Raw genomic sequence first — 21,941 nt, 5'->3', positions numbered from 1 at the left:
GGTCAGTCGCCCTCGCTGGGAGGTGTCCGCCGCTGGGAGGTGTCCGTCGGTCGGGGCGGGGTGGTGGTGGCCGTGAGGCCCCGCATATGAATGCGGAATGCCGCGTACGGCGCGGCAAATACCGACCATTTGTCCGATTTGATCTATGTTTGGCGGGTTGGTGCCGAGCAGGAGCAACCGAAGGAGACACGGCATGACTGCCAACCCCCGGATCGTCGTCGGTGTGGACGGCTCGCCCGCCTCGGAGCAGGCGCTGCACTGGGCGGTCGACTACGCCAAGGCCGTCGGCGGGACCATCGACGCGATCGCCGCCTGGGAGTACCCGGCCTTCTACGGCTGGGGCGGGACGAGGGTGCCGGAAGACGTCTACAACCCGGAGGAGCTCGCCGGCAAGGCCCTCGCCGAGAGCGTCGTCAAGGTGGTCGGCGACGACCCGGGCGTGCGGATCAACCAGAGCGTGATGCCCGGCAACGCGGCCGGGGCCCTGCTCCAGGCCGCCAAGGGCGCCGTGCTGCTGGTCGTCGGCAGCCGCGGCCGGGGCGGCTTCTCCGGCGTACTGCTCGGCTCGGTCAGCCGCCACCTCACCGAGCACGCGCCCTGTCCGGTGGTCGTGGTCCGCGAGGGCGTCGCGGCCGAGTCCGAGTAGCGCCCAGGGCCGGTCGGCAGCCAGGGGCGGCAGCCCGCCGGGCCGGCATGCGGACCAGAATGGAGTCATGCCAGAAGGTGACTCCATCTACCGCGTGGCGGCCCGGCTGCACGAGGCCCTCGCCGGGCAGCTGCTGACCAGCGCCGAGCTGCGGGTGCCCGCGCACGCCACCGCCGCCCTCGCCGGCCGCCGGGTGCTTGAGGTCCGTCCGCGCGGCAAACACCTGCTCACCCGCCTCGAAGGCGGCCTCACCCTGCACACCCACCTGCGGATGGACGGCCGCTGGGAGGTCTACCGCCCCGGCGAGCGCTGGACCGGCGGCCCGGCCCGGCAGATCCGCGCCGTCCTCGACACCGAGCGGGGCACTGCCGTCGGCTACCGGCTGCCCGTCGTCGAGCTGCTGCGCACGACCGACGAGCAGCGGGCCGTCGGCCACCTCGGCCCCGACCTGCTCGGCCCCGACTGGGATCCGGTCGAGGCCGTCCGCCGACTCCTCGCCCACCCCGGCCGCCCGCTCGTCGAGGCCCTGCTCGACCAGCGCAACCTGGCCGGGATCGGCAACGTCTACGCCAACGAGCTGTGCTTCACGGCCGGCCTGACGCCGTGGACCGCGATCGGCGAACTCCCGCACCCCGACCGGCTGGTGGAACGCGCCCGGCAGATGCTGGAGGCCAACAAGCTGCGCCCGGGCCACGTCACCACCGGCGACACCCGGCCCGGTTACCAGCACTGGGTGTACGGCCGGGCCGGGCGGCCCTGCCCGCGTTGCGTCACGCCCGTCCGGTCGGGACGTCAGGGCGAACCCCCACGGGACCGGATGGTGTTCTGGTGCCCCTACTGCCAGCGCGGCCCGGCCCCGGCGGGCAGGGCCTGACCGGCGGATCCCCGCCGGGTCCGCGGCGAGACCCGCCGGTCAGGCCCTACGGCCGCTCGACCAGGGCGGGGTGGCGCGGGTCGTCCACCCGCACGGTGACGTCGGCGGATTCGGCGGGCCCGGTCTCCGCCTCGTAGCGGGCGAAGGCGGGCAGCGTCCACTGCTGGTCGGCGGGGGTGCGGCGGGCCAGCGCGGCCGGGGTGAGTGCCAGATGGACGGTCAGCTCCAGCGGCAGCCAGCGGCCGAGCAGCAACGCGCCGTCCAGCACCAGCACGCCCCCGGGCGGGATTCGGGTGTACGGGGCGCGGGTGGAGCGGTCGGTGACGGGGTCGCGCAGCGAGGGCAGCACCCGGCCGCTGCCGCCCGGCTCCAGCGGGTCCAGCACCTCGCGCAGCAGGGCGCCGTCGTCCAGCCAGAGGTCGTGGAAGGCGTCCGCGTCGTGGTGGCCGTACTCCAGCCGGATCGAGGCCGGGCGCAGGAAGTCCGCCGCGGACACGCGCAGCGCGGGGCGGCCGCGCAGCCGCAACGGCTCCACCAGGGCGTCGGCCAGCACCTCGGGCCGGGCGGGCCCGGCGCCGTCCACGGCGACCCGCAGCCAGCGCTCGCCGGCGCCGGGCAGCGCGGTGATGCGGTCGGCGAGCAGTTCGGCCAGCTTGTCGGGGGAGATCGGGCGTACCTGCATCAGGCCATCCTGCCGTGTCGTCCGGTCCGCCGGACAGGCCCCAGCTAGGACAGCGGGAGGGCGTGCAGGATGTCGTCGTGGCCGGCGTAGAGGTGGCTTCCGTCGGCGGCGACGGTCCAGACGTCCCGGCCCGGGCCGGAGTCGTGGAAGGTCCACGCGGGCACGCCGGTCGCGGTGTCGATCGCGCTGATCCCACCCGCCGCCGGACCCGGGACGTACAGCGTGCCGCCGACGACCAGTGGACGGCTGCGTCGGTCCAGCAGGAACGGCAGGCGGTAGGACCAGAGCACCGCGCCGGTGCCCGCGTCGTGGCAGGTGACGAGGCCGTTGTCGCGCGGGACGAACACCCGGACGCCGTCCGGGACGGGCGGCAACGCCCGCCAGGACTCGCCCCGGGCGGGGGAGTGGGTCCAGCGCGGCTCGCCGTCGGGCCCCAGCCCGCGCACGCCGCCGTTGCCGTCCGGGACGAGGAAGTTCTCCCGAGCGGCAGCGCACCAGCGCAGGTCCTCGTCGCCGGGGGCGGTCCACAGCTCGCGACCGGTGGCGGCGTCCCGGACCACCAGCTCGGTGCGGTCGCCGAGGGAGCGGGCGCAGGCCACCAGGCGGGCAGTGCCCCTGGTGGCGGGGGCGACCGGCTGTTCCTGGTGGTCGCCGGCGACGGACCAGAGCAGGGAACGGCCGTCGAGCTGCAGCGCGAAGACCCGGTTGCTCGGCGCGGTGCCGTCCGCGCGGGGTCGGCCCCAGACGTAGCCGTAGAGGACGCCGCCGCCCATGCAGGTGAACAGGAGCTGGTCCTGCAGTTCATCGGGCAGTGGCAGGCTCCAGTCGCGGGTGGGGTCGGTGAGGTGGCGGGCGTCCAGGTGTCCTCGGGAGGTGGCGGTGAAGAGGTACTCGGGCCCGACCGCGACCTTCCCGACGGGCGGCTCCAGGTCGCTCGGCCAGCCCGGGGGCGGTGGCGGGTCGAACACCAGCAGCCGCTGGGGGGCACCGCTGGCCGGGTCGAGGACCTGCAGCCCGGCCTTGGACAGGAACACCGGGCGGTCCGGCGGGGCGACCAGCCGCTCGGGGGTCATGGCCTGCGCGCCCCGGTACGTCCACAGCGGGGTCGGCCCGGACAGCGCGGTCGGCGTCGGCTTCGTCGGCTCCGGCACCGGCCGGTCGGAGCCCGAGCTCGCCAACGCCCACGCCGCCCCGCCGGCCGCCAGCACCCCGGCCCCGATCAGCAGCCCGCGCCGACTCAGCCGAGGCCCGTCCCCGCCCGCGCCGATCACGTCCCCGGGTGCCTCGGCCGCGCCGTCCGCCTCCCTGTCCCACTGCCACGACTGCTCCCGGGCGGCCCCCTCGGACGACGGCGACTGCATCCCGCTCTCGCTTCCACCCCCGGCGGCCTCGGTGCCGCCACTCGCCGGGAGGATATCGAACAGTCCCCGAACCATCCGGAGCCGCCGCTCAGCCGTACTACTCTGTGGGCCATGGCACAGGCCCGCCCAGGAGACCGGGGGAGGTGCACGATGACGGCCGAGATGATCGCACCCGAGTGGATGCACCGGCAGATCACCAGTGAGCAGTACGACTCCTGGACCGAGGAGCAGTGCGCGGGCGTGGAGATCGTTGACGGGATGGTCGTGGTGAGCCCGAGCGCCTCCATTCTCCACAACCGGCTCGCGCGGTTCCTGGCGAATGCTCTGGACCAGTCGGGCGGCGAGGGCTGGAACGCCGACACCGACTTCGACGTGCGGCTGCAGGACGTGCCGCTCAACAACCGCCGGCCGGACGTGGTGGTCTACCGCGCGGACACCGTCGACGAGTCGCCGACCAGGCCGGACCACGTGCTGCTGCTGGTCGAGGTCGTCTCTCCGGGTTCGGAGACCACCGACCGGGTGGTCAAGCTCGACCAGTACGCCAAGGCCGGCATCCCCTTCTACTGGCGGGTCGAGCAGGCGGCCGGCCGGGTGCCGATCGTCCACACGTTCGTACTGGACCAGGGGAGCCGGTCGTACCGGGCGGGCGAGCTGTTCACCGGGCTGGTGAAGGCCGTGGTGCCGTACCCGGTGGAGGTCGACCTCACCGAGCTGTAGGGCGTCACCCGCCCGGCGGGCGGCCCAGGGCGGTGGGGGCTCGCCTTGACACGCTTCCGGGGCCGACGTAGCAAGGGAGCATGCGCCGTCCGCATGCGACCGGGGCCGCTGAGCCGGTCCGCGAGGAGGTCCCGGAGACCCTGCCGGAACCGGTCCTGGACACGGCTCCGGATACGGGCTCGGGCGCGGTGCCGGGGGCGGTCTGGGAGTCGGTCGTGGAGGCTGCCCTGGAGGCGGCCCCGGAGGCGGTCGGCGAGCGGGACGAGCTGCTGGCGGAGGCCGTCCGCCGGGTGCTGGGGTCCACCGGGGCGCACGGGGCGATGGCGTACCTGCGTTCGCGGGACCGTCGGTCGCTGGTGCTGTGCACCCTCGCGGGGGTGCCACTGTCGATCATGAGCTCGTTCCGGCGGGTCGCCGCCGCCGGGCCGCTGCCGGTCGCGGTCTGCTTCCGGACCGGCCGGACCATCGCGCTGGCCGACACCGAGGACACCATGCGGCGATTCCCGCAGCTCGCGGTCGGCCTGCCGTACGACTTCGTCTCGGCCTGTGTGCCGGTGGGGCACGGCGAGGACCGGTTCGGGGTGCTCAGCGTGCTGTGGCCGGCCTCGGACGAGGGCGTGCCGGAGCAGGCAGCCGGTCAGCTGGACGCCATCGCCTCCCGACTCGCCTCCGGGCTTGCCGAGCTGGCCGGGTCCGGGCAGCCGGTCGAGCCGGCCGGGGACGCCGCCGTGGTGGAGCTTCCGCCGCCGGCGGTGCCCAGCACGAGGGTCGGGCTGTTCGACTGGAACACGGCCACCGGGGCGCTCGCCGCCGACGCGGTGTTCCGGGAGATCTTCGGCTTCGCGCCCGGCGAGTTCGACGGCACGGTGAGCTGTCTGACCCGCCGGATCGCCCCCGGGGACGTGCCCGAGTTCAGGGCCGCCGCCCGCACCGCCCTGGAGCGCGGCGAGGTGCTGGCCGCCCGGGTGCGGGTGCTCGGGCCGAACCGCCGCCCGTACCCGGTGGAGCTGTGGGCCCGGGTGCCCGGCGCGATCGTCGACGGCCGGACCCACCTGGTCGGCGCCGTCCTGGACGTCCGGACCCTCACCGCCGCCGCGGCCGCCGTCGAGCGGCTGCGCGAGGGCGTCTTCTCGCTCGACCCGGACGGCCTGATCACCTACGCCAACCGCGCCAGCGAGCCGCTGCTGCGGGCGAGCCGGGAGGAGCTGGTCGGCCACCGCCTCTGGGAGGTGCTGCCCTGGCTCACCGACCCCGTCTACGAGAACCGCCACCGCGCGGCCCTGATCTCCCAGCAGCCCACCGCCTTCCTCGCCGCCCGCCCGCCGGACGGTTGGCTCGCCTTCTCGCTCTACCCCGACATCCACGGCGTCACCGGCCGGGTGGTCGCCGCCGAGGCGCCGCCGGGCGCGGCCGAACCGCCCGCCGCCCCGCCGCCGCCCACGACCACCGGCGTGGGCGGCACCCACCACCTGCTCCAGCTCGCCAGCGCGCTCACCGAGGCGGTCACCGTGCGCGACGTGTGCCGGGCGGTGGCCGAGGAGATCCTCCCGGCCTTCGGCGGCCAGGAGCTCGCCATCTACGGGGTGCGCGAGCAGCGCCTGCACCTGGTCTCCCAGTTCGGCTACCCGGACGGCTTCCTGGACGGCTTCGAGGGCACCCCGCTCGACGCCCGCGTACCCGGCGCCGAGACGCTCAGCACCGGCACCCCTATCTTCTTCGAGTCGGTGCGCGAGCTCGCCGCCACCTACCCCGGTCTGGCCCTGGACGAAATGGGTGCCTGGGCCTTCCTGCCGCTGATCGCCTCCGGGCGCCCGGTCGGCAGCTGCATCCTCGGCTTCGACCTCCCGCACCCGTTCACCGCCGAGGAGCGCGGCCTGCTCACCGGCCTCAGCGGCTTCATCGCCCAGGCCCTGGAGCGCGCCCGGCTCTACGACGCCGAGTTCGCCCTGGCCCGCGGCCTGCAGCAGGGCCTGCTGCCGCACCGCCTCCCGCAGGTGCCCGGCATCCGGATCACCGCCCGCTACCTGCCCGGCACCCAGGGCATGGAGATCGGCGGCGACTGGTACGACGCGATCGTCACCGGCGCGGACCTCACCCTGGTGATCGGCGACGTCGAGGGCCACAGCGTCGGCGCCGCCGCCGCGATGGGCCAGCTGCGTAGCGCCGTGCGCGCCTTCGCCAGCGGCGGCGAGCCGCCCGACCAGGTGCTCGCCCGCACCAACCGGCTGTTGCTGGACCTCGACCCCGGGCTGCTCGCCAGCTGCTGCCTGGTCCGCCTCACCCCCGCCGACGGCACCGCCCGGATCGCCCGTGCCGGGCACCTGCCGCCGGTGCTGTGCCACCCGGACGGGCGGGCCGAAGCGCTGTACGTCCCCGGCGGGCCGCTGCTGGGCGTGGACGAGGAGGCGGCGTACCCGGTCAGTGAGCTGCGGCTGCGGCCCGGTTCGCTGCTCGTCCTCTACACGGACGGACTGGTGGAGGACCCGGCGCTGGCGATCGACCAGGGGGTGGAGCGGCTGCGCTCCGCGCTGGACCACGGCCGGGCCGGGGAGGAGATGGAGGAGCTGGCCGAGCGGCTGCTGCGGGAGGTCGGCTCGACCGGGCGGGTGGACGACGTGGCGCTGCTGCTCACCGCCTTCGGACCGGCGACTTTCGTCGGTGCGGAGGGCGACGAAGGGTGACCGCGGGCGCGGTGACCGCCCGGTTAGCCTCGACGGGTGGAAGCAATCGCGCGGGCCTGGTCGAAGGCGGTACGGACGGCGCTGCCCGGGCCCTGGCCCCGGCGGCGGGTGGTGGGCGAGGCCGCGCAGGCCCTGTTCATGGGGGTGGTCGCCGGCCTGCTGGAGCTGGTCAGCCGGACCGGTCTGGCGGTCCCCTTCGGGATCGCCGTCGCGGTGCTGTGGGTGCTACGGCGGGGGCTCCCGGCCACCGTGCTGGTGCTGGCCGGGGCGATGACGGGCTGGTCGCTCGGGCCCCTGCCGATGCTGGTCTGCGCGGGCTGGGCCGCCGGGGCGCGGATCCGCCGGGTCGGGCAGCTGCTCGGCTCCTTCGTGCTGAGCTATCTGCTGTTCACCGTGACCGGGACGCTGAAGGACGGCACCCTGGCGCCGCCCAAGCTGATCATCGGACTGTCGCTCGGCATGTTCCTGGTCTTCGTCGTCCTGCCCGCGCTCTACGGCCGCTACCGGGCGCAGCGCCGTGCACTGCTGGACGCGCTGCGCGAGCGCAACGACCAGTTGGTGCGTGAGCGGGTCATGGTGGTGCACCAGGCGCGGCTGCGCGAGCGGCACCGGATCGCCCAGGACATGCACGACAGCCTGGGCCACCAGCTCGCGCTGATCTCCGTGCACTCGGGCGCGCTGGAGGTGGACCGCACCCTCACCGACCGGCAGCGGGAGGCGGTCGGCGTGCTGCGGCAGGCGGCGGTCACGGCGATGCGCGAACTGCGTGAGGTGGTCGGGGTGCTGCACGACGATTCGACGGCGCTGCCGCCGACGGTCGGGGCGCAGGGCACGGCGCCGGTCCGCGGCGGGGTGGACGGGATCGTGGAGCTGGTGGAGTCCTCCCGGGCGGCCGGGACGGAGGTGGCCCACTCGACCGAGGGCGAGCGGCGCCCGCTGGCGGCCGCGGTCGACAACGCGGCGTACCGGATCGTGCAGGAGGCGCTCACCAACGCGCACAAACACGCCCCCGGCGCACCGATCGCCGTCGCGCTCCGGTACGAGCCGGACGCGCTGGTGGTCGAGGTCACCAACCCCCGCGCGCCGGAGCTCGTCGGCGTACGCGCCGGCGCGGGGTCGGTCGTCAGCGGCGGGCAGGGGCTGACCGGGTTGCGGGAGCGCGCCCGGCTGGTCGGCGGCATGGTGCACGCCGGAGCGACGCCCGAGGAGGGCTTCCGCCTGGCGGCCGTCCTCCCGTACGAGGGGGCGGAGAGCGAGGGGGCCGCCGCCCTGGTCGGCGAGGAGGACTGGGTCCTCGACGGCCTGCCGCCGGCCGACGGGATGGGCGACGGGCGGCGCAGCCCCGCGATCGGCTGCGCGGCCGGGGTCGGCGCGGTCACGTTGGTCGTGGTGGTCCTGGTGATCTGGGGCGTGATGGCCTTCGTCCGCGGCACCACCGACTCGACGGTGCAGATGTCGGTCTACGACCAGATCCGGCCGGGTGAGTCGAGGGCCGAGGTGATGCGCCGGCTGCCGCCCGGCAACGACTTCTTCACGTCCGGCTTCGAACACGACGGACCGACCCAGCCGGAGGGCTCGCACTGCCGTTGGTACTCACTGGAGAAGGGCGACTCGGACGAGTCCTGGTCGGAGACCCACGTGGCGAGGTTCTGCTTCAAGGGCGGCGTGCTGGTGGACAAGGTGGAGTACGTCACCAAGAACTGACCGCCTGGCTCGGCTCCCCGGCTCCCCGGCTCCCCGGGGCCTGGGGAGCCGGGGCGGGGCCCGGCCGGGGTGTGCGTTCGGCCGGGATGTGAGGATGGTGCCGCAGGTGCAGCACTGTTCGAGGGGAATGACCACCAGTGATCCGAGTCCTCGTCGCCGACGACGAGCCGCTCATCCGGGCCGGGATCAGGATGATCCTGGGTTCGGCCGACGACATCGAGGTGGTCGCGGAGGCCGCCGACGGCCGGGACGCACTGGAGCTGGCCCGGGCGCACCGGGTGGACGTGGTGCTGCTGGACATCCAGATGCCGGTGATGGACGGGCTGACGGCGCTCGGGGAGCTGGCGAGGGTCGCACCCGGCGTACGGGCGATCATCCTCACCACCTTCGGGGAGCGCGAGAACGTCCTGCGCGCCGTGACCGCGGGCGGCGCCGGATTCCTGCTCAAGGACACCGCCCCTAACGAGCTGATCCAGGCCGTCCGGGCGGCGGCCAGCGGCAACGCCTTCCTCTCCCCGGCGGCCACCCGGCACATCGTCGACTCGCTGGCCTCCGGCCGCAGCGGCTCGGCGGCCGCCCGCAGCGCGCAGGCCCGGCGCCGACTGGAGGTGCTCACCGAACGTGAGTCGGAGGTGCTGGCGCTGCTCGGCGAGGGCCTGTCCAACGCCGACGCGGGGGCGCGGATCCACATGAGCGAGGCGACGGTGAAGACGTACGTCAGCCGGATCCTGGCCAAGCTGGGCTGCGAGAACCGGGTCCAGGCGGCGCTGCTGGCGCGGGACGCCGAGCTCGACGGCCGTAGCTGAGCGCGTTCGCGTGGTTACGACGGGTAGCGGGTGTGGCGGATCCCACCCGACCGGGTCGCTGAACGGGGAACTCCGGATTGCCCGATGACGGTGCGTCAGTTCCCGATTGCGGTGGGTGGATGGTGTGCCCGAGTTTACGGCTGGACAGATGTGAGTGAGGGCACGGAAATTGATCGTTTCGTCCCGAAAATGCGGTCAAACCCGGTCGAACCGGGCGCCCTTTCTTGATCGATACCGCCGGTAACAGTCAACTGACCTGCGACGACCAAGAATTGCTTGCTGCGCCCCGGACATGCCCCTAGCTTTCTTGGCGGCGCAACGAGCGCCACCCGGGTTCACCCCGACGCACTGCCCGCCGACCGACCCACGGCGCGAGGGCGGTGCCCGCCGACGAGACCGGCTCGAACAGGCCGTCGGCGAGCGGAGGTGGCCGGGGCGGTACGGCACGTCCGACACGTGCTCGGCCGCCCGACGAGTGAGGCAAGCGCGACCGACCGGCCCATGTCCCGGGCCTGGTTCCGGCTGCCCGCCCGGGGCTTGTCGAGAGGAATTTCATGACTTCCCGTCACGAGACCGCCGCTGCCACCGACACCACCGCCGGCACCAAGCGCAACCGCGTACGGATGGCGGTCGTCGCGGGTGCCGCCGTCGCGGCCCTGCCGGTGGCCGGCCTCGTCACGGCCACCTCGGCCTCTGCCGCGACCACCTCCGCCTGGGACGCCGTCGCCCAGTGCGAGAGCGGCGGCAACTGGAGCATCAGCACCGGCAACGGCTTCCACGGCGGACTGCAGTTCACCCCGTCCACCTGGGCCGCGTACGGCGGGACCGCGTACGCCTCCCAGGCCAACCAGGCGACCAAGGCGCAGCAGATCGCCGTCGCCGAGAAGGTCCTCGCCTCGCAGGGGCCGGGCGCCTGGCCCGTCTGCTCGCAGAAGGCGGGCCTGAGCAAGGGCGGCGCCCCGGCGGCCGTCGACACCTCGGCGGACAGCGCCGCCGCGGCCAAGCCCGCCCCGCGGGCCGAGAAGCCCGCCGCGACGCCGAAGGAGGCCCCGAAGGCCGCCCAGCCGGCCGCGCCCAAGGCCAAGCAGACGCCGAAGGCTGCCAAGGGTCAGCCGTCCGCCAAGCCGGCCCAGTCCGCGCCGGTCGTGGAGAAGAACGCCACCGGCGGCAGCTACACCGTTCGCAGCGGTGACACGCTGAGCGACATCGCCGCCAAGTTCGGCGTCGACACCGACGGCCTGTACAGCAAGAACGCCCGCACCATCGGCGGTAACCCGGACCTGATCTTCCCGGGGCAGACCCTGACCGTCTGACGCCTCCCGCGTCCTGACGCCGCCTTAGCGGCCGCTCCTGCGCGGGGTGGCCGCTCGGCGCGTTCGCGGTTCCCGCGCGCCGGGTCCGTGCGTCGGGCTCCCCGCGGGGGATCCCGTCGTGGGTTCCCGCGCCGGACTTCTCGGGCCGGGGGCGCGCGGGGTCGTAGTCGAACGTTGAACGCAACGTCTGAATACCGCCGGAGTCGGGGAGGGTGTCGGTCGAGGATTGCCTCATGTCCGAGACCGGAGCAAGGAGTTCTGCAGATATGACGATGAACGGTACGGCGGCGCTCGACGGCAAGGTGGCCCTGGTGACCGGCGGCAGCCGGGGGATCGGAGCGGCGGTCGCGCTGCGGCTGGCCGAGGACGGCGCCGACGTGGCGCTGACCTACCAGGGCGCGGCCGACCGGGCCGAGGAGGTGGTCGCGAAGATCAGCGCGATGGGCCGGACCGGATTGGCCGTCCGGGCGGACGGCGCCGACCCGGCGGCGGTGCGCGCCGCGGTGGCGGCGGTCGCCGAGCGGTTCGGTCGGCTGGACATCCTGGTGAACAACGCGGGCGTCGGCGCCGGCGGGCCGATCGAGGAGATGGCGCTGGCCGAGATCGACCGGGTGCTGGACGTGAACGTCCGGGCGCCCTACCTGTTCGCGCAGGCGGCGGCCGCCCACCTGGCGGACGGGGGACGGATCGTCAGCATCGGCAGCTGCATCGCGCAGCGCGTCGCCTTCTCCGGCGCCACGCTCTACGCGACCAGCAAGGCCGCGCTGATCGGTCTCACCAAGGCGCTGGCCAGGGAACTCGGTCCGCGCGGGATCACCGTCAACCTGGTCCACCCGGGCCCGATCGACACCGACATGAACCCGGCCGACGGTGAGTCCGCCGACTTCCAGCGCGGCTTCACCGCGCTCGGCCGCTACGGCACGGCGGCGGAGGTGGCGGCCGCCGTCGCCTACCTGGTCGGCGACGAGGGCCGGTACGTCAGCGGCGCGGAGCTCGCGGTGGACGGCGGGTTCGCGGCCTGACGGACGGTCGGGGTCGGTCGGGGGGCCGGTGTCGTGCCGGGCGGTCGTGGGCGCACGTGCTTACGATCACCCGGCACGACCCGTCCCCCCTTCCCGACCGAGAGGTGTGCCATGACCGCTCTGGACGATCCGATCGAGCTGCTCGCCCGGGCCCTCGCGCAGACCGCCGGTCTGATCGACGGCGCCGGCGTCGAGCTGGCCGGGCACCCGACCCCCTGCCGCTCCTGGGACGTCGGCGACCTGATCAGCCATCTGCTGTTCGACCTGCGGCAGTTCACCGTTCGGGCGCAGGGCGGGCAGCCGGACTGGTCGCAGCCGTTCGAACGGGTGGAAGAGGAGTGGCTGCACGCCTTCGAGGCCGGCGCGGAGCGGCTGGTCGAGGCCTGGCGTGCGGCCGGGGACCTCACCGGGACGGTGGAGGTCCCCGGCGTCGGCGCACTCCCGGCACGTTTCCCGGTGGACCAGCAGGTCGCCGAATTCGCTGTCCACGCCTGGGACTTGGCCAGAGCCACCGGCCAGTCCACGGACGGTCTGGACCACGAGGTCTCGGCCGCCGCCCTCACCTGGGCCCGTGGCGCGCTCAAACCCGAGTACCGCGGTGAGGAGTCCGACCACCACGTCGTCGGCCCCGAGGTCCCCGCCCCGGCGGACGCCCCGCCGTACGACCGGCTCGCCGCGTTCTTCGGCCGCGACCCCTGGGCGGGCTCCGGTTCGTGACGGCGGTCCGGGACCGCGGGTCAGCGGAGGACGGCCAGGACGGCTCCCCATTGGGAGGTGGTCCGGCCGGCGGCGACGCAGTGCTCGGCGCCGGTCGCGATCCGGTGCGCGGTGGTGAGGCGGTAGGACGAGAGCTGGAGGGCCGGCAGGGTGGTCCAGCCGGTGCCGAACTCGGGGGCGGTGCCGGTGTTGCTGCCGACCGCGCTCACCAGGAGGTCGCCCGGGTCGCAGGTGGTGGCGGTTGCCGCGGTGGTGAAGTCCGTACCACCGGCGTCGCCGGAGGCACGGGTGACGGCCCGGACGGTGGTGACGCCCCGGAACTCGTCCACGGTCATGTGGTACTCGCCGGCGCGCGGGTAGTCGGCACGGATCGAGTCGGTGGTGGTCAGGGCGGTGGCGTCGAAGGCGGCGAGGACGAGCACCCGGTGGCGCAGCGAGTCGGTGACGTCCCCGAGGACCTGGAAGCGGTCGCCGTGACTGTCGGTGACCTTGACCGGGCCGGGGCAGGTGCTGGTGAGCATCATCGCGACGACCAGGGTGTCTCCTGGGGTGACCGCGACGCGTACGGGGATCGCGAGTCGCGTACTGGAGGCGGCCTGTTGGTCGTAGGCGGTCCGGGCGATCCAGGACCGGGCCTCGGTGCTCGGGGTCGCGCCGTCCGGTGCGGGCGTCGGCTGCGGGTCGGGGGTGTCCGGTTCGGCGGACGGACAGGTCCGCGCGTCGGGCTGGGCGGCGGGCGCGCGGATCGCGAGCAGGCCCAGCGTGCCGAAGACGCCGAGCAGCAGGCCGACGAGCAGGCTGAGCGCGTGGGTCCAGATCCGACGGCGGTGCGGGTGCGGTACGGCCGACGGTAACGAGGGCGCGGACGGTACCGACGGCACCGGCGGCGCGGCCGGGGGACGGGACGGCCGCGGTTCCGGGTCCGACGTCACAGCAGGTGCGGGGACCGCGGGGACGGCGGGCGGCTCCCCGTTGACCGCCGCGCTCCAACGGCGGTGCCACTCCTCCTCGTTGCCGCCACAGGCCTGGACGAAGGCCCTGGTGGTGGCCCAGGACGGGAGCCGCGAGCCGCAGGCGGCCTCGTAGAGCGTGGTGTGGGAGATCGAGCCGGCCGTCCTGGCCATCGTGCGGAACGAGGGCTGGCCCGCGTCCAGCCGGAGGGTGCGCAGCTCACCCGCGAAGCTCTCGGCGGCAGTGGGCGAGGCTGCCCTTTGCCCGGGTCGCGGGTCACGTGCGTGCTCCGCCATGACGCCCCCTGTTGTCAGATGTCAGATCCCTTGGTGGCGCTGCTTGCTTGTTGCGTACGGATCATAGCGGCGTGTGACGGCGGCGATCAGAGGTCTGGCGACTTTCCTCGGGGGATGGCGCGTTCGGGGTGGTCAGCCGCCCGTGTCAGCTGTTGTCAGATCTCGGCGGCCCGTATCGAACACCACCGCCTGTCGGGTCAGCTGGCACCACCGTCGAGGTCAAGCGGACGGCACAACGGTTCGACAGGAAGGGAGAATCGACATGGTCAAGAGCCTGCTCGGCAGGATCGGACGGCGCGGGGCGACCGCGGCGGCCACGGTGGCGCTGGCGGCCGGTGGGGTCGGCCTCTCGGCGGGCGAGGCGTCCGCCTATGGGTGGGTCACCATCAGCGGCCCGATCCCCATCGGCCAGGGGGTGGGCGTCTACGCGCAGCCGACCACCATGTCGCCGAAGGTCACGGGAGACCTGCACCCCGGGGACTTGGTCGACGTGGTCTGCTGGACCAGGGGTCAGGACATCAACAACGGCGGCAACGTCTGGTACCGGGTGGACGCCGTGCACTCCGCCTACTACGGCGACTGGCACGGGGTCGGCTACGTCTACGGCTCCTACGTGGACGGCGGCCTCCTGTGGCACCAAGGCGCCGTGCCGCCGTGCTGAGGTCCCGCTGAACCGGATGTGCCCCCGTCCGCCGGACGGGGGCACGTCGTGTTGTCAGCTGTCAGACGGCCTGTTCGGCCGACGCTGTCAGCTGTTGTCAGTTCCTGTCAGGCGGTACCGAACACCGGCGGTGATCGGGTCAGCTGGCTCCGCCGTCGAGGTCAACGGAACGGCACTGAAGCGGTTCGACCGGACAGGAGAATCGGCATGGTCAAGGGCATCCTCAAGAAGATCGGGCGCCGGGGCGGCACCGCGGTGGCCGCGGTGGCGCTGGCGGCGGCCGGGGTCGGCCTGTCGGCAGGCGACGCGAACGCCGTCGGCTGGTACTACCTCAACAACCACCCCACCGGCCACGGCGTGGGCGTGTACTCGCAGCCGTACTCGTGGTCGGGCAAGGTCGCCGGCGACCTGTGGTCGACCTCGTCCTCCGGGGACGCGGTCGACATGGTGTGCTGGACCACGGGTGAGGACATCAACAACCAGGGCGACGTCTGGTACCAGGTGACCACCGTGTACTCCGCCAGCTACGGCTACCACGGCCAGACGGCCTACGTGTACGGGGCCTACACCGACGGCAACTGGAACTTCCACGTGCCGACCATCCCGCAGTGCTCCTGAGCTGACCCGGTGTGCCCCGCCCGTCCGTCGGGCGGGGCGCACCCGCGTCAGTGCGTCTGCTGGGCCGCCGCCGCGCGCTTGATCGCCTCGCGGATGCGCGGGTAGCTGCCGCAGCGGCAGATGTTCTGGATCTGGTCGATGTCCGCGTCGGTGGGGTTGGGCGTGCGGCGCAGCAGGGCGACCGCCGTCATGATCTGGCCGGGCTGGCAGAAGCCGCACTGGGCGACGTCGCAGTCGATCCAGGCCTCCTGGACCGGGTGCAGGGTGTCGCCGTCGGCGAGGCCCTCGATGGTGGTGACGGTGTGGCCCTCGCAGTCCTTGACGGAGCGGGTGCAGGGCTGGAACTCCTGGCCGTCGAGGTGGCTGGTGCAGGCCCGGCAGACGCCCACCCCGCAGCCGTACTTGGGGCCGGTGACGCCGAGCTTGTCGCGCAGCACCCAGAGCAGCGGCATGTCGTCCGGGGCCTCGACGGTGACGGGCTGCCCGTTGAGGACGAAGGTGTGGGTGGGCATGGGGAGTTGTGATCCTCGGGCTCTGGATGATCAGAAGTTGATGGGGAAGGAGCGCGGGCTGGTGCCGGTCGCGCGCGCGTAGGCGTTGGCGACGGCAGCCGAAGCCGCCGGGACGCCCAACTCGCCCGCGCCGCCCGGGGCTCCGCTCGGCGGCATCAGGTGGATCTCGACCACCGGCGGGGTGTGCCGCTGTCGGGCGTAGTGGAAGTCGGCGTAACTACCCTCCCGTACCGCGCCGTTGTCGATGTGGTTGCCCGCCTGCAGGATGACCGAGATGCCGTCGATCAGCGCGCCGTTCAACTGGGCTTCCAGGCCGCGGGGGTTGATGACCTGGCCGACGTCGGCGGCGACCACCGCCTTGGTGACCCGGGGATTGGCCCGGTCGGAGGCGTCCAGCTCGACCAGGTAGGCGACCCGGCCGCCGTTCTCGTCGTGGTAGCCGACGCCCTGGGCGTGGCCGGCCGGCATCGGGCGGCCCCAGTCGCCGGCCTTGGCGACGGTGTCCAGGACGGCCTGTCCGGCGGCGCCGCGCACCCGGGCGCGGCGGAAGGCGACCTCGTCCTGGCCCATCCGGCGGGCGAGTTCGTCCATCATGATCTCGTCGGCGACCCGGACCATGCCGGAGTAGACCGAGCGCCAGCTGCCGGTGTGCATGGCCAGCGGCAGTTCGGCGAGCAGTTGGGTGGGGATGCCGACGTTGTACGGGTTCTTCTCGGTGAGCAGGAAGAAGGCCTGGGCGAGGCTGAGCCCGGCCAGCGAGAGGTTGAACCCGGCCCCGGTGAGCGCCTCGCCGAGGCCGTGCGAGAGGTCGGTCCGGACGGTGGCGGCGCGGTGCTCCCAGGTGAGCACCTGGCCGAGGCCGTAGGTGGCGCGGATCCGGTGGTGGCTGGCGGGGCGCATCCGTCCGTGGCGCATGTCGTCGTTGCGCGTCCACATCAGCTTGACCGGGCGGCCGGCGGCCTGGGAGATCTGGGCGGCCTCCAGGGCCGCGTCGAAGAACAGCCGGCGCCCGAAGGAGCCGCCGCCGCGCACCACGTGGACGGTGACGGCGTTCTGGGGCAGGCCGAGTTCGGCGGCGATGGTCTGCTGGGCGATGATCGGGCTCTGCGCGGCGAACCACAGCTCGGCGCGGCCCGGCCGCACGTCGGCGACGGCGGTCAGCACCTCCATCGGGGCGTGGTTGACGAAGGCGAAGTCGAACTCGCCGTCCAGGTACGGGGTGAGCAACGGCGGCAGCAGGAACGGCGCGTGCGCGGCGCGCAGTTGGGCCTGGATGTCGGCGGTGGACAGGTCGGCGACCGGACCGGGGTTCCAGGTGGTGCGCAGGGCGTCGCAGGCCTTGAGCGCCTGGTCGAAGGTTTCGGCGAGGACGGCGACGCCGCTGGGGATCTGCACCACGGCGAGCACCCCGGGCATGGCGCGGGCGACCGAGGCATCCAGGGACTTGAGGGTGCCGTTGATGGTGGTCGGGCGGGCGACCACGGTCGGCGCGGCGCCCGGGATCTGGAGGTCCCCGGCGTACTTGGCGCGTCCGGTGACGATGTCGCGGGCGTCGATCCGGCCGGTGGGCGTGCCGACCAGGCGCCGCTGGTCGGCCGGCTTGGGCGTGCCGGGCACGGCGGGCAGCACCACCGCGGCGGCGTCGGCGGCGAGTTCGCCGTAGCCGAGGCGGCGGCCGTCGGGGGCGAGGACGGCGGAGTCGGCGGTGCGCAGGGTGGTCGCCGGAACGTTCCAGCGGTTGGCGGCGGCGGTCACCAGCCGGGCGCGGGCGGCGGCCGCCGCGGCGCGCACCGGGTCGTACAGCGAGCGCACCGAGTTGGAGCCGCCGGTCAGCTGGTTGAAGAGCAGTTCGGGGCGGCCGTCGGAGAGCGGGACGTCCACGTCGGTGAGCTTGGCGTCGAGTTCCTCGGCGACCAGCATGGCGATCGCGGTGGTGAGGCCCTGGCCGACCTCCAGGCGCGGCAGGTGGAGCGCGGCACGCCCGGCGGGGGTGATTTCGAGCACCAGCAGGTGCGAGGTGGGCAGTCCGGCGAGGATCATCGCGTCGCCGAGGTCGAGGACGTCCGGGATGCCCGGCAGGCCGAGCAACTGCGGTGGCGCGGCAGCGTCCTGGGCGGCCGCGGCGGCTTGTACGGCGGCCTGTACGGCGGCCTGGGCGGAGGCGGGTGCGGCGGCGTCCAGGCCGAGCCGGGCGGCGACGGTGAGGGTCGGGGCGGCCAGCAGGTAGGTGAGGAATCGGCGCCGACCGGTGCCCTCGGCGGCGGCCGGCTCGGCTGCCTCGCCCGGGTGGCCGGCGGAGTCCGAGGCGGTGGCGTTCGAGGCGGTGGAGTCCGGGGGCGCGATGGAGGTGCTGATGGGAGGAAACCCTTCGAGCCGGAGACGGCGCCGGATCGGGCGGGCACGGACGGCCCCGGCCACGGTGCCGGATCGCGAACGCCGTTGAGCATAGGAGGGCGTTACTGACGGGTCAACACGGCCAATCTTGGCCCTCCGGTCGGGTGGTGGAGGTGCTCCGTCCGCCCGGGGCGGGGGAGTCGGAGCGGGTACGGACGGCGCTTCGGCCGCGCGGGCGGCGGCCGGGACGAGCCCGGCCCGGCGCGAATATTGGATCAACAACCCATTGTCGTACAGGAGTTCACCGGTCGCCCGATGGTGCGGCGAAGCGCGCAATTGGACCAGGAAAATTCAAGATCAATGGACCTGTCAGGGGGTCCACTTGTTCCCTAGGCTGGGCGGTGCCCCGCTGAGAGCCGCCCCGAGCGGTTGTGAACGTCCGGCCCGCGCGCCGGCCGTCCGACAGGAGAGAAGTGCCGAATCAGAGCGTCGCCAGGTCCGCCCTGCTGCCCCCCGCCGGCCCCCAGCGCACCCTTGCCGCCGCCCAGTTGGCGAGCGCGTTGGGAGACGGCGCCTACTACACCTGCTCCGCGCTCTACTTCACCCGCGTCGTCGGCATGTCGGCGACGGCCCTGGGCATCGGCCTCGCCGTCGGCTGGGCGATCGGCTCGGTGGCGGGCGTCCCGCTCGGGCACGTCGCCGACCGTCGGGGCCCGCGCCGCACGGCGGTGGCGCTCGCGCTCGGCGCGGCGGCCGTGGTCGCCGTCTTCCTGGTGATCCGCTCCTACCTGCCGTTCCTGCTCGCCGTCTGTCTGTACGCCACCGCTCAGTCCGGACTCACCGCCGCCCGGCAGGCGCTGGTCGCCGGCCTGGTGCCGCGCGCCGAACGGACCGGACTGCTCGCCCATCTCCAGTCAACCCTCAACGGAGGACTGGCCGTTGGCGCCGCAATCGGCGGCATCGCGCTCACCATCGGCACCCGGAGCGCCTACCTCGGCGCCTTCGTCGTCACCGTGCTCGGCCTCCTGGCCGGTGCGCTGCTGCTCCGTCGGCTCCCCGAAGTCCCGCCCGCGGAAGCGGAGTCGGGCGCCGGCCCGCGCCTGGCCGTGCTGCGGGACCGCCGCTACGCCGCCGTCACCCTGGTCAACACCGTGCTGCTGCTGCGGATGCCGCTGCTCAGCCTGATCTTCCCGCTGTGGATAGCCCAGCGGGCCCCCGGGCTCGGCTGGCTCGGCTCGGCTTTGTTCGTGCTCAACACCGGGGCGGTGCTGCTGTTCCAGGTCCGGGCGGCGCGCGACGTCACCGGGCTGGACTCGGCGGTGCGGGCCGTCCGGGCGGCCGGAGTGCTGCTGCTCCTGTCCTGTGCGGTCTGCGGGCTGTCCGCGCTGGACGTCCCGGTGTGGGCGGTCGGCGCGCTGCTGGTGGGCGGGGCCGTGCTGCAGGTGGCCGGTGAGATGCGGCAGTCGGCAGGCTCCTGGCAGCTCGGCTTCGACCTCGCGCCGCCGGAGCGGATCGGCCAGTACCAGGGCTTCTTCGGCACCGGCGTCGCCGTCGCCCGCACCCTCGGGCCGCTGCTGCTCACCACCCTGCTGCTGGACGGCGGGCTCGCGGGCTGGCTGGTCTTCGGCGGGGTGTTCCTCGCCGCCGGCTACGCGATGGGCCCGGTCGCCCGCTGGGCGGCGAGCGACCGTGACCGCGTGGCGATGGCTCCGGCGGTCGCCACCGCCCAGGGCTAGTGCTCCGACCGGCGTGGCCGCCGTTGCACGACGTCGGCGAGCACCGTGGTCACCAGCTTGTTGACGGTTGCCGTGGTCGGTGGGTCGGGGTCGCGGTCTGCGAACAGGAGATGCCCGCCTCCGACCAGTGAGAGGGTGAGTGAGTCGATGTCGGCGTCGGCCGCGATACGGCCCATTGCGCGCTCGTCGGCCAGGTAGGCGGAGACCGCGGTCGCGACCTGGGCGAGGATCGTGATGCCGCCGCCGGGCCTGGCTTGCCGCAGCCGCGCGCGCAACTCGTCCCGGAAGTGATGAGCGGGATGGCAGGCCCGCGGTCTGCGGGTCGAAGTGGCCACCTTCGAAGCCTGGGGGCCGGCCGGCCGAATGTTCGACACATTGATCGCCGCCCAGTCGTGGCACTGGGTGGACCCGGTCGTCGGCGCCGTGAAGGCGGCCCGGGTGCTGCGTCCGAACGGGCGCCTGGCGATATTCGGGCAGGTATTCGAACCTCCTGTTGAGGTGGCCGAGCCGTTCGCCGAGGCTTGCCGGCGGGTGGCGCCCGACTCCCCGTTCAGCAACCAGCCGGCTCGACGTCCGCTGGAGATGTACCAAGCGGGGTACGCGAAGACCGCCGACAAGATTCGCGAGACCGGGCAGTTCAACGACCCGGAACAGTGGCGATTCGACTGGGAACAGTCCTGCACGCGCGACCAATGGCTGGACCTGCTCCCCACCACCGGCAGACTCACCCAGCTCGGTCCCGAGCGGCTGGCCGAGATCCTGGGCGCGGTCGGCCGTGCTGTCGACGCTCTGGGCGGCCGCTTCACGATGCACTGCACCACTCTGGCGACCACCGCTGTACGTGCCGCCACCCCTTGATCCGCTGAACGCCCGGGCGGGAAGCCATGCCGGCAGTGCGAACGCACGACGCCTGCCACCCGCTCGGTGAGTGGATCGCCGGATGCGGTGCCGGCGGCCTGGGCGGGGGTCGGGAAAGCGGTGGCCCCCGCCCACCGTGCCCTGGCATGCTGGCCGCGTGGACAAGCCCCAGATCTGGCTCGACTTCGCCCCTGAGCTGCACCTCTTCGTCTCCGCGCCCCGGCGGGCCGGCCGCACCTCGCTGCGCACCGACGGCACCTCCACCCTCGGCCACGTGGTCGAGTCCCTGGGCATCCCGCGCACCGAGGTGGGCGCCCTGCTGGTGGACGGACGGTCCGTCCCCGACTCGTACGTCCCGGCCGACGCCGAGCACGTCACCGTCGAAGCCGTGACCAGGCCGCAGCCCTCGCCCACCCCGCCGCGCTTCCTGCTGGACGTCCATCTCGGCACCCTCGCCCGCCGACTGCGCCTGCTCGGCGTCGACGCCGCCTACGAGAACCCGGACATCGGCGACGCCGCCCTGGCCGCCCGCTCCGCCGCCGAGCAGCGCGTCATGCTCTCCCGCGACCGCGGCCTGCTGCACCGCCGCGAACTCTGGGCCGGCGCGTACGTCTACAGCCACCGCCCCGCCGAGCAGCTGCGCGACGTGCTCTCCCGCTTCGCCCCGCCGCTCGCCCCCTGGAGCCGCTGCACCACCTGCAACGGCACGTTGCGCACGGTCACCAAGACCTCGGTGCGCGAGCAGCTCCGGGACGGCACCGAGCGCTCCTACGACGCCTTCGCCCAGTGCGAGGACTGCGGACAGGCCTACTGGCGCGGCGCTCACCACGCCCGGCTGGAGGCCATCGTCACCGACGCCGTGCGCGAGTTCGGGGGCGTCCCGGGGTAGCGGCTCGGGGGTCCCCGCGGGGTCGGCTACGCGTCAGTGGGTATGGCGGGCCCTCGGACGGTCGTGGTCTCATCGGTGGTGGGGGACGAGCCCAGGAACTCCGTCATGAGGAGAGAGGCCGGGTCGTCGGATGAGCGATCAGCCAGTGCCCCACCCCTTCGAGACCGCGGAGGTCGATGACGCCCCCGTGGTGACCGCCCCGGACGGGGCCGAGGTCCGCCCGCTGCTGGTCCTGGACGGGCAGGGCAGCCTCGCGGTCTTCGTACTCGCCCCCGGGCAGGTCAGTCGCGCGGTGTCGCACGCGACCGTGCAGGAGCTGTGGCAGGTCACCACGGGCAGCGGCGAACTGTGGCGGCGCCAGGACGGCCGGAAGGAGACCGTCCGGCTCGTGCCCGGGACGGCGGTGTCGATCCCGCTGGGCACCGCCTTCCAGTTCCGGGCCGACGCGGACGGTGACGGCCCGCTGCGGATCACGGCCGTCACCATGCCGCCCTGGCCGGGGACGGACACCGAGGCGCGGCCCGAGGACGGCCCCTGGAAGGCGACCGGCCGCTGAGGCGGCG

General features: G+C 73.8%; 19 protein-coding genes and 2 pseudogenes. 15 read left to right on the top strand and 6 right to left on the bottom strand.

Annotation, left to right across the window (positions count from 1 at the left end):
• Nucleotides 1-193: 193 nt before the first annotated feature.
• Both ACIRYZ_RS28960 and ACIRYZ_RS28955 read left to right on the top strand, forming a co-directional pair.
• Nucleotides 194-646: a universal stress protein gene (locus tag ACIRYZ_RS28960; protein WP_402949638.1), complete on the top strand. Its 453-nt coding sequence runs from the start codon at nt 194-196 to the stop codon at nt 644-646.
• Nucleotides 647-713: 67 nt separating this feature from the next.
• Nucleotides 714-1,520, top strand: a complete 807-nt coding sequence (locus ACIRYZ_RS28955; protein ID WP_393036296.1) for a DNA-formamidopyrimidine glycosylase family protein — start codon at nt 714-716, stop codon at nt 1,518-1,520.
• Nucleotides 1,521-1,566: 46 nt separating this feature from the next.
• Here the strand turns inward: ACIRYZ_RS28955 and ACIRYZ_RS28950 are convergent, their stop codons facing one another.
• Nucleotides 1,567-2,202 (bottom strand): uridine kinase, encoded by a 636-nt coding sequence (locus ACIRYZ_RS28950; RefSeq protein WP_402949635.1) that lies wholly within the window; start codon nt 2,200-2,202, stop codon nt 1,567-1,569.
• 44 nt (nt 2,203-2,246) lie between these two features.
• Nucleotides 2,247-3,563: a PQQ-binding-like beta-propeller repeat protein gene (locus ACIRYZ_RS28945; RefSeq protein WP_402949632.1), complete on the bottom strand. Its 1,317-nt coding sequence runs from the start codon at nt 3,561-3,563 to the stop codon at nt 2,247-2,249.
• Between the two features lie 150 nt (nt 3,564-3,713).
• On the opposite strand from ACIRYZ_RS28945, the gene ACIRYZ_RS28940 reads away from it, so the two are divergent.
• The 7 genes from ACIRYZ_RS28940 to ACIRYZ_RS28910 all read left to right on the top strand — a co-directional run bounded on the left by ACIRYZ_RS28940 (nt 3,714) and on the right by ACIRYZ_RS28910 (nt 12,523).
• Nucleotides 3,714-4,280 (top strand): Uma2 family endonuclease, encoded by a 567-nt coding sequence (locus ACIRYZ_RS28940; RefSeq protein WP_402949629.1) that lies wholly within the window; start codon nt 3,714-3,716, stop codon nt 4,278-4,280.
• An 80-nt stretch (nt 4,281-4,360) separates the two neighbouring features.
• Nucleotides 4,361-6,961: a SpoIIE family protein phosphatase gene (locus tag ACIRYZ_RS28935; protein WP_402949626.1), complete on the top strand. Its 2,601-nt coding sequence runs from the start codon at nt 4,361-4,363 to the stop codon at nt 6,959-6,961.
• Between the two features lie 36 nt (nt 6,962-6,997).
• Nucleotides 6,998-8,665, top strand: coding sequence for a sensor histidine kinase (locus ACIRYZ_RS28930; RefSeq protein WP_402949624.1), 1,668 nt, complete (start codon nt 6,998-7,000; stop codon nt 8,663-8,665).
• 137 nt (nt 8,666-8,802) lie between these two features.
• On the top strand, nt 8,803-9,471 hold the full coding sequence (locus ACIRYZ_RS28925; protein ID WP_402949621.1) for a response regulator: 669 nt from the start codon (nt 8,803-8,805) through the stop codon (nt 9,469-9,471).
• 554 nt (nt 9,472-10,025) lie between these two features.
• Nucleotides 10,026-10,784: a transglycosylase family protein gene (locus tag ACIRYZ_RS28920; protein WP_402949619.1), complete on the top strand. Its 759-nt coding sequence runs from the start codon at nt 10,026-10,028 to the stop codon at nt 10,782-10,784.
• A gap of 266 nt (nt 10,785-11,050) precedes the next feature.
• Complete coding sequence (locus ACIRYZ_RS28915; RefSeq protein ID WP_402949617.1) at nt 11,051-11,806, top strand: SDR family NAD(P)-dependent oxidoreductase; 756 nt, start codon at nt 11,051-11,053, stop codon at nt 11,804-11,806.
• A 111-nt stretch (nt 11,807-11,917) separates the two neighbouring features.
• Nucleotides 11,918-12,523, top strand: a complete 606-nt coding sequence (locus ACIRYZ_RS28910) for a TIGR03086 family metal-binding protein (RefSeq protein WP_402949614.1) — start codon at nt 11,918-11,920, stop codon at nt 12,521-12,523.
• Nucleotides 12,524-12,543: 20 nt separating this feature from the next.
• Here ACIRYZ_RS28910 and ACIRYZ_RS28905 read toward each other — a convergent pair whose 3' ends face one another.
• Entirely contained in the window at nt 12,544-13,770 is a 1,227-nt protein-coding gene (locus ACIRYZ_RS28905; protein WP_402949612.1) for a hypothetical protein, read from the bottom strand.
• A gap of 262 nt (nt 13,771-14,032) precedes the next feature.
• Here ACIRYZ_RS28905 and ACIRYZ_RS28900 point away from each other — a divergent pair, with 262 nt between their 5' ends.
• Together ACIRYZ_RS28900 and ACIRYZ_RS28895 are read left to right on the top strand one after the other, a co-directional pair.
• Nucleotides 14,033-14,431, top strand: a complete 399-nt coding sequence (locus ACIRYZ_RS28900; protein WP_402949609.1) for a hypothetical protein — start codon at nt 14,033-14,035, stop codon at nt 14,429-14,431.
• Nucleotides 14,432-14,638: 207 nt separating this feature from the next.
• On the top strand, nt 14,639-15,049 hold the full coding sequence (locus ACIRYZ_RS28895; RefSeq protein WP_402949606.1) for a hypothetical protein: 411 nt from the start codon (nt 14,639-14,641) through the stop codon (nt 15,047-15,049).
• 47 nt (nt 15,050-15,096) lie between these two features.
• Here ACIRYZ_RS28895 and ACIRYZ_RS28890 read toward each other — a convergent pair whose 3' ends face one another.
• Nucleotides 15,097-15,561, bottom strand: a complete 465-nt coding sequence (locus ACIRYZ_RS28890) for a (2Fe-2S)-binding protein (RefSeq protein ID WP_393036338.1) — start codon at nt 15,559-15,561, stop codon at nt 15,097-15,099.
• Between the two features lie 30 nt (nt 15,562-15,591).
• Complete coding sequence (locus tag ACIRYZ_RS28885; protein ID WP_402949603.1) at nt 15,592-17,979, bottom strand: molybdopterin cofactor-binding domain-containing protein; 2,388 nt, start codon at nt 17,977-17,979, stop codon at nt 15,592-15,594.
• A gap of 389 nt (nt 17,980-18,368) precedes the next feature.
• On the opposite strand from ACIRYZ_RS28885, the gene ACIRYZ_RS28880 reads away from it, so the two are divergent.
• Entirely contained in the window at nt 18,369-19,631 is a 1,263-nt protein-coding gene (locus ACIRYZ_RS28880) for an MFS transporter (protein WP_402949600.1), read from the top strand.
• On the opposite strand, the pseudogene ACIRYZ_RS28875 reads toward ACIRYZ_RS28880, so the two are convergent.
• Nucleotides 19,628-19,924 (bottom strand): annotated as a pseudogene (locus ACIRYZ_RS28875) (TetR/AcrR family transcriptional regulator); the annotation flags it as partial. The gene ACIRYZ_RS28880 and the pseudogene ACIRYZ_RS28875 overlap by 4 nt on opposite strands.
• 10 nt (nt 19,925-19,934) lie before the next feature.
• Between ACIRYZ_RS28875 and ACIRYZ_RS28870 the strand changes: the two are divergent.
• The 3 genes and pseudogenes from ACIRYZ_RS28870 to ACIRYZ_RS28860 all read left to right on the top strand — a co-directional run.
• Nucleotides 19,935-20,489 (top strand): annotated as a pseudogene (locus ACIRYZ_RS28870) (class I SAM-dependent methyltransferase); the annotation flags it as partial.
• 157 nt (nt 20,490-20,646) lie between these two features.
• Nucleotides 20,647-21,378 carry a Mut7-C RNAse domain-containing protein gene (locus ACIRYZ_RS28865; RefSeq protein WP_393037446.1) on the top strand — a complete coding sequence of 244 codons (732 nt, stop codon included), beginning with the start codon at nt 20,647-20,649 and terminating at the stop codon, nt 21,376-21,378.
• A 130-nt stretch (nt 21,379-21,508) separates the two neighbouring features.
• Nucleotides 21,509-21,934 (top strand): cupin domain-containing protein, encoded by a 426-nt coding sequence (locus ACIRYZ_RS28860; RefSeq protein ID WP_402949596.1) that lies wholly within the window; start codon nt 21,509-21,511, stop codon nt 21,932-21,934.
• Nucleotides 21,935-21,941: the final 7 nt, after the last annotated feature.

The sequence above is a fragment of the Kitasatospora sp. NPDC101155 genome (assembly GCF_044768305.1).
GTDB lineage: Bacteria > Actinomycetota > Actinomycetes > Streptomycetales > Streptomycetaceae > Kitasatospora.
The sequence above is the reverse complement of the archived record's forward strand: the minus strand, read 5'-3'. Positions and strand labels throughout refer to the sequence as shown.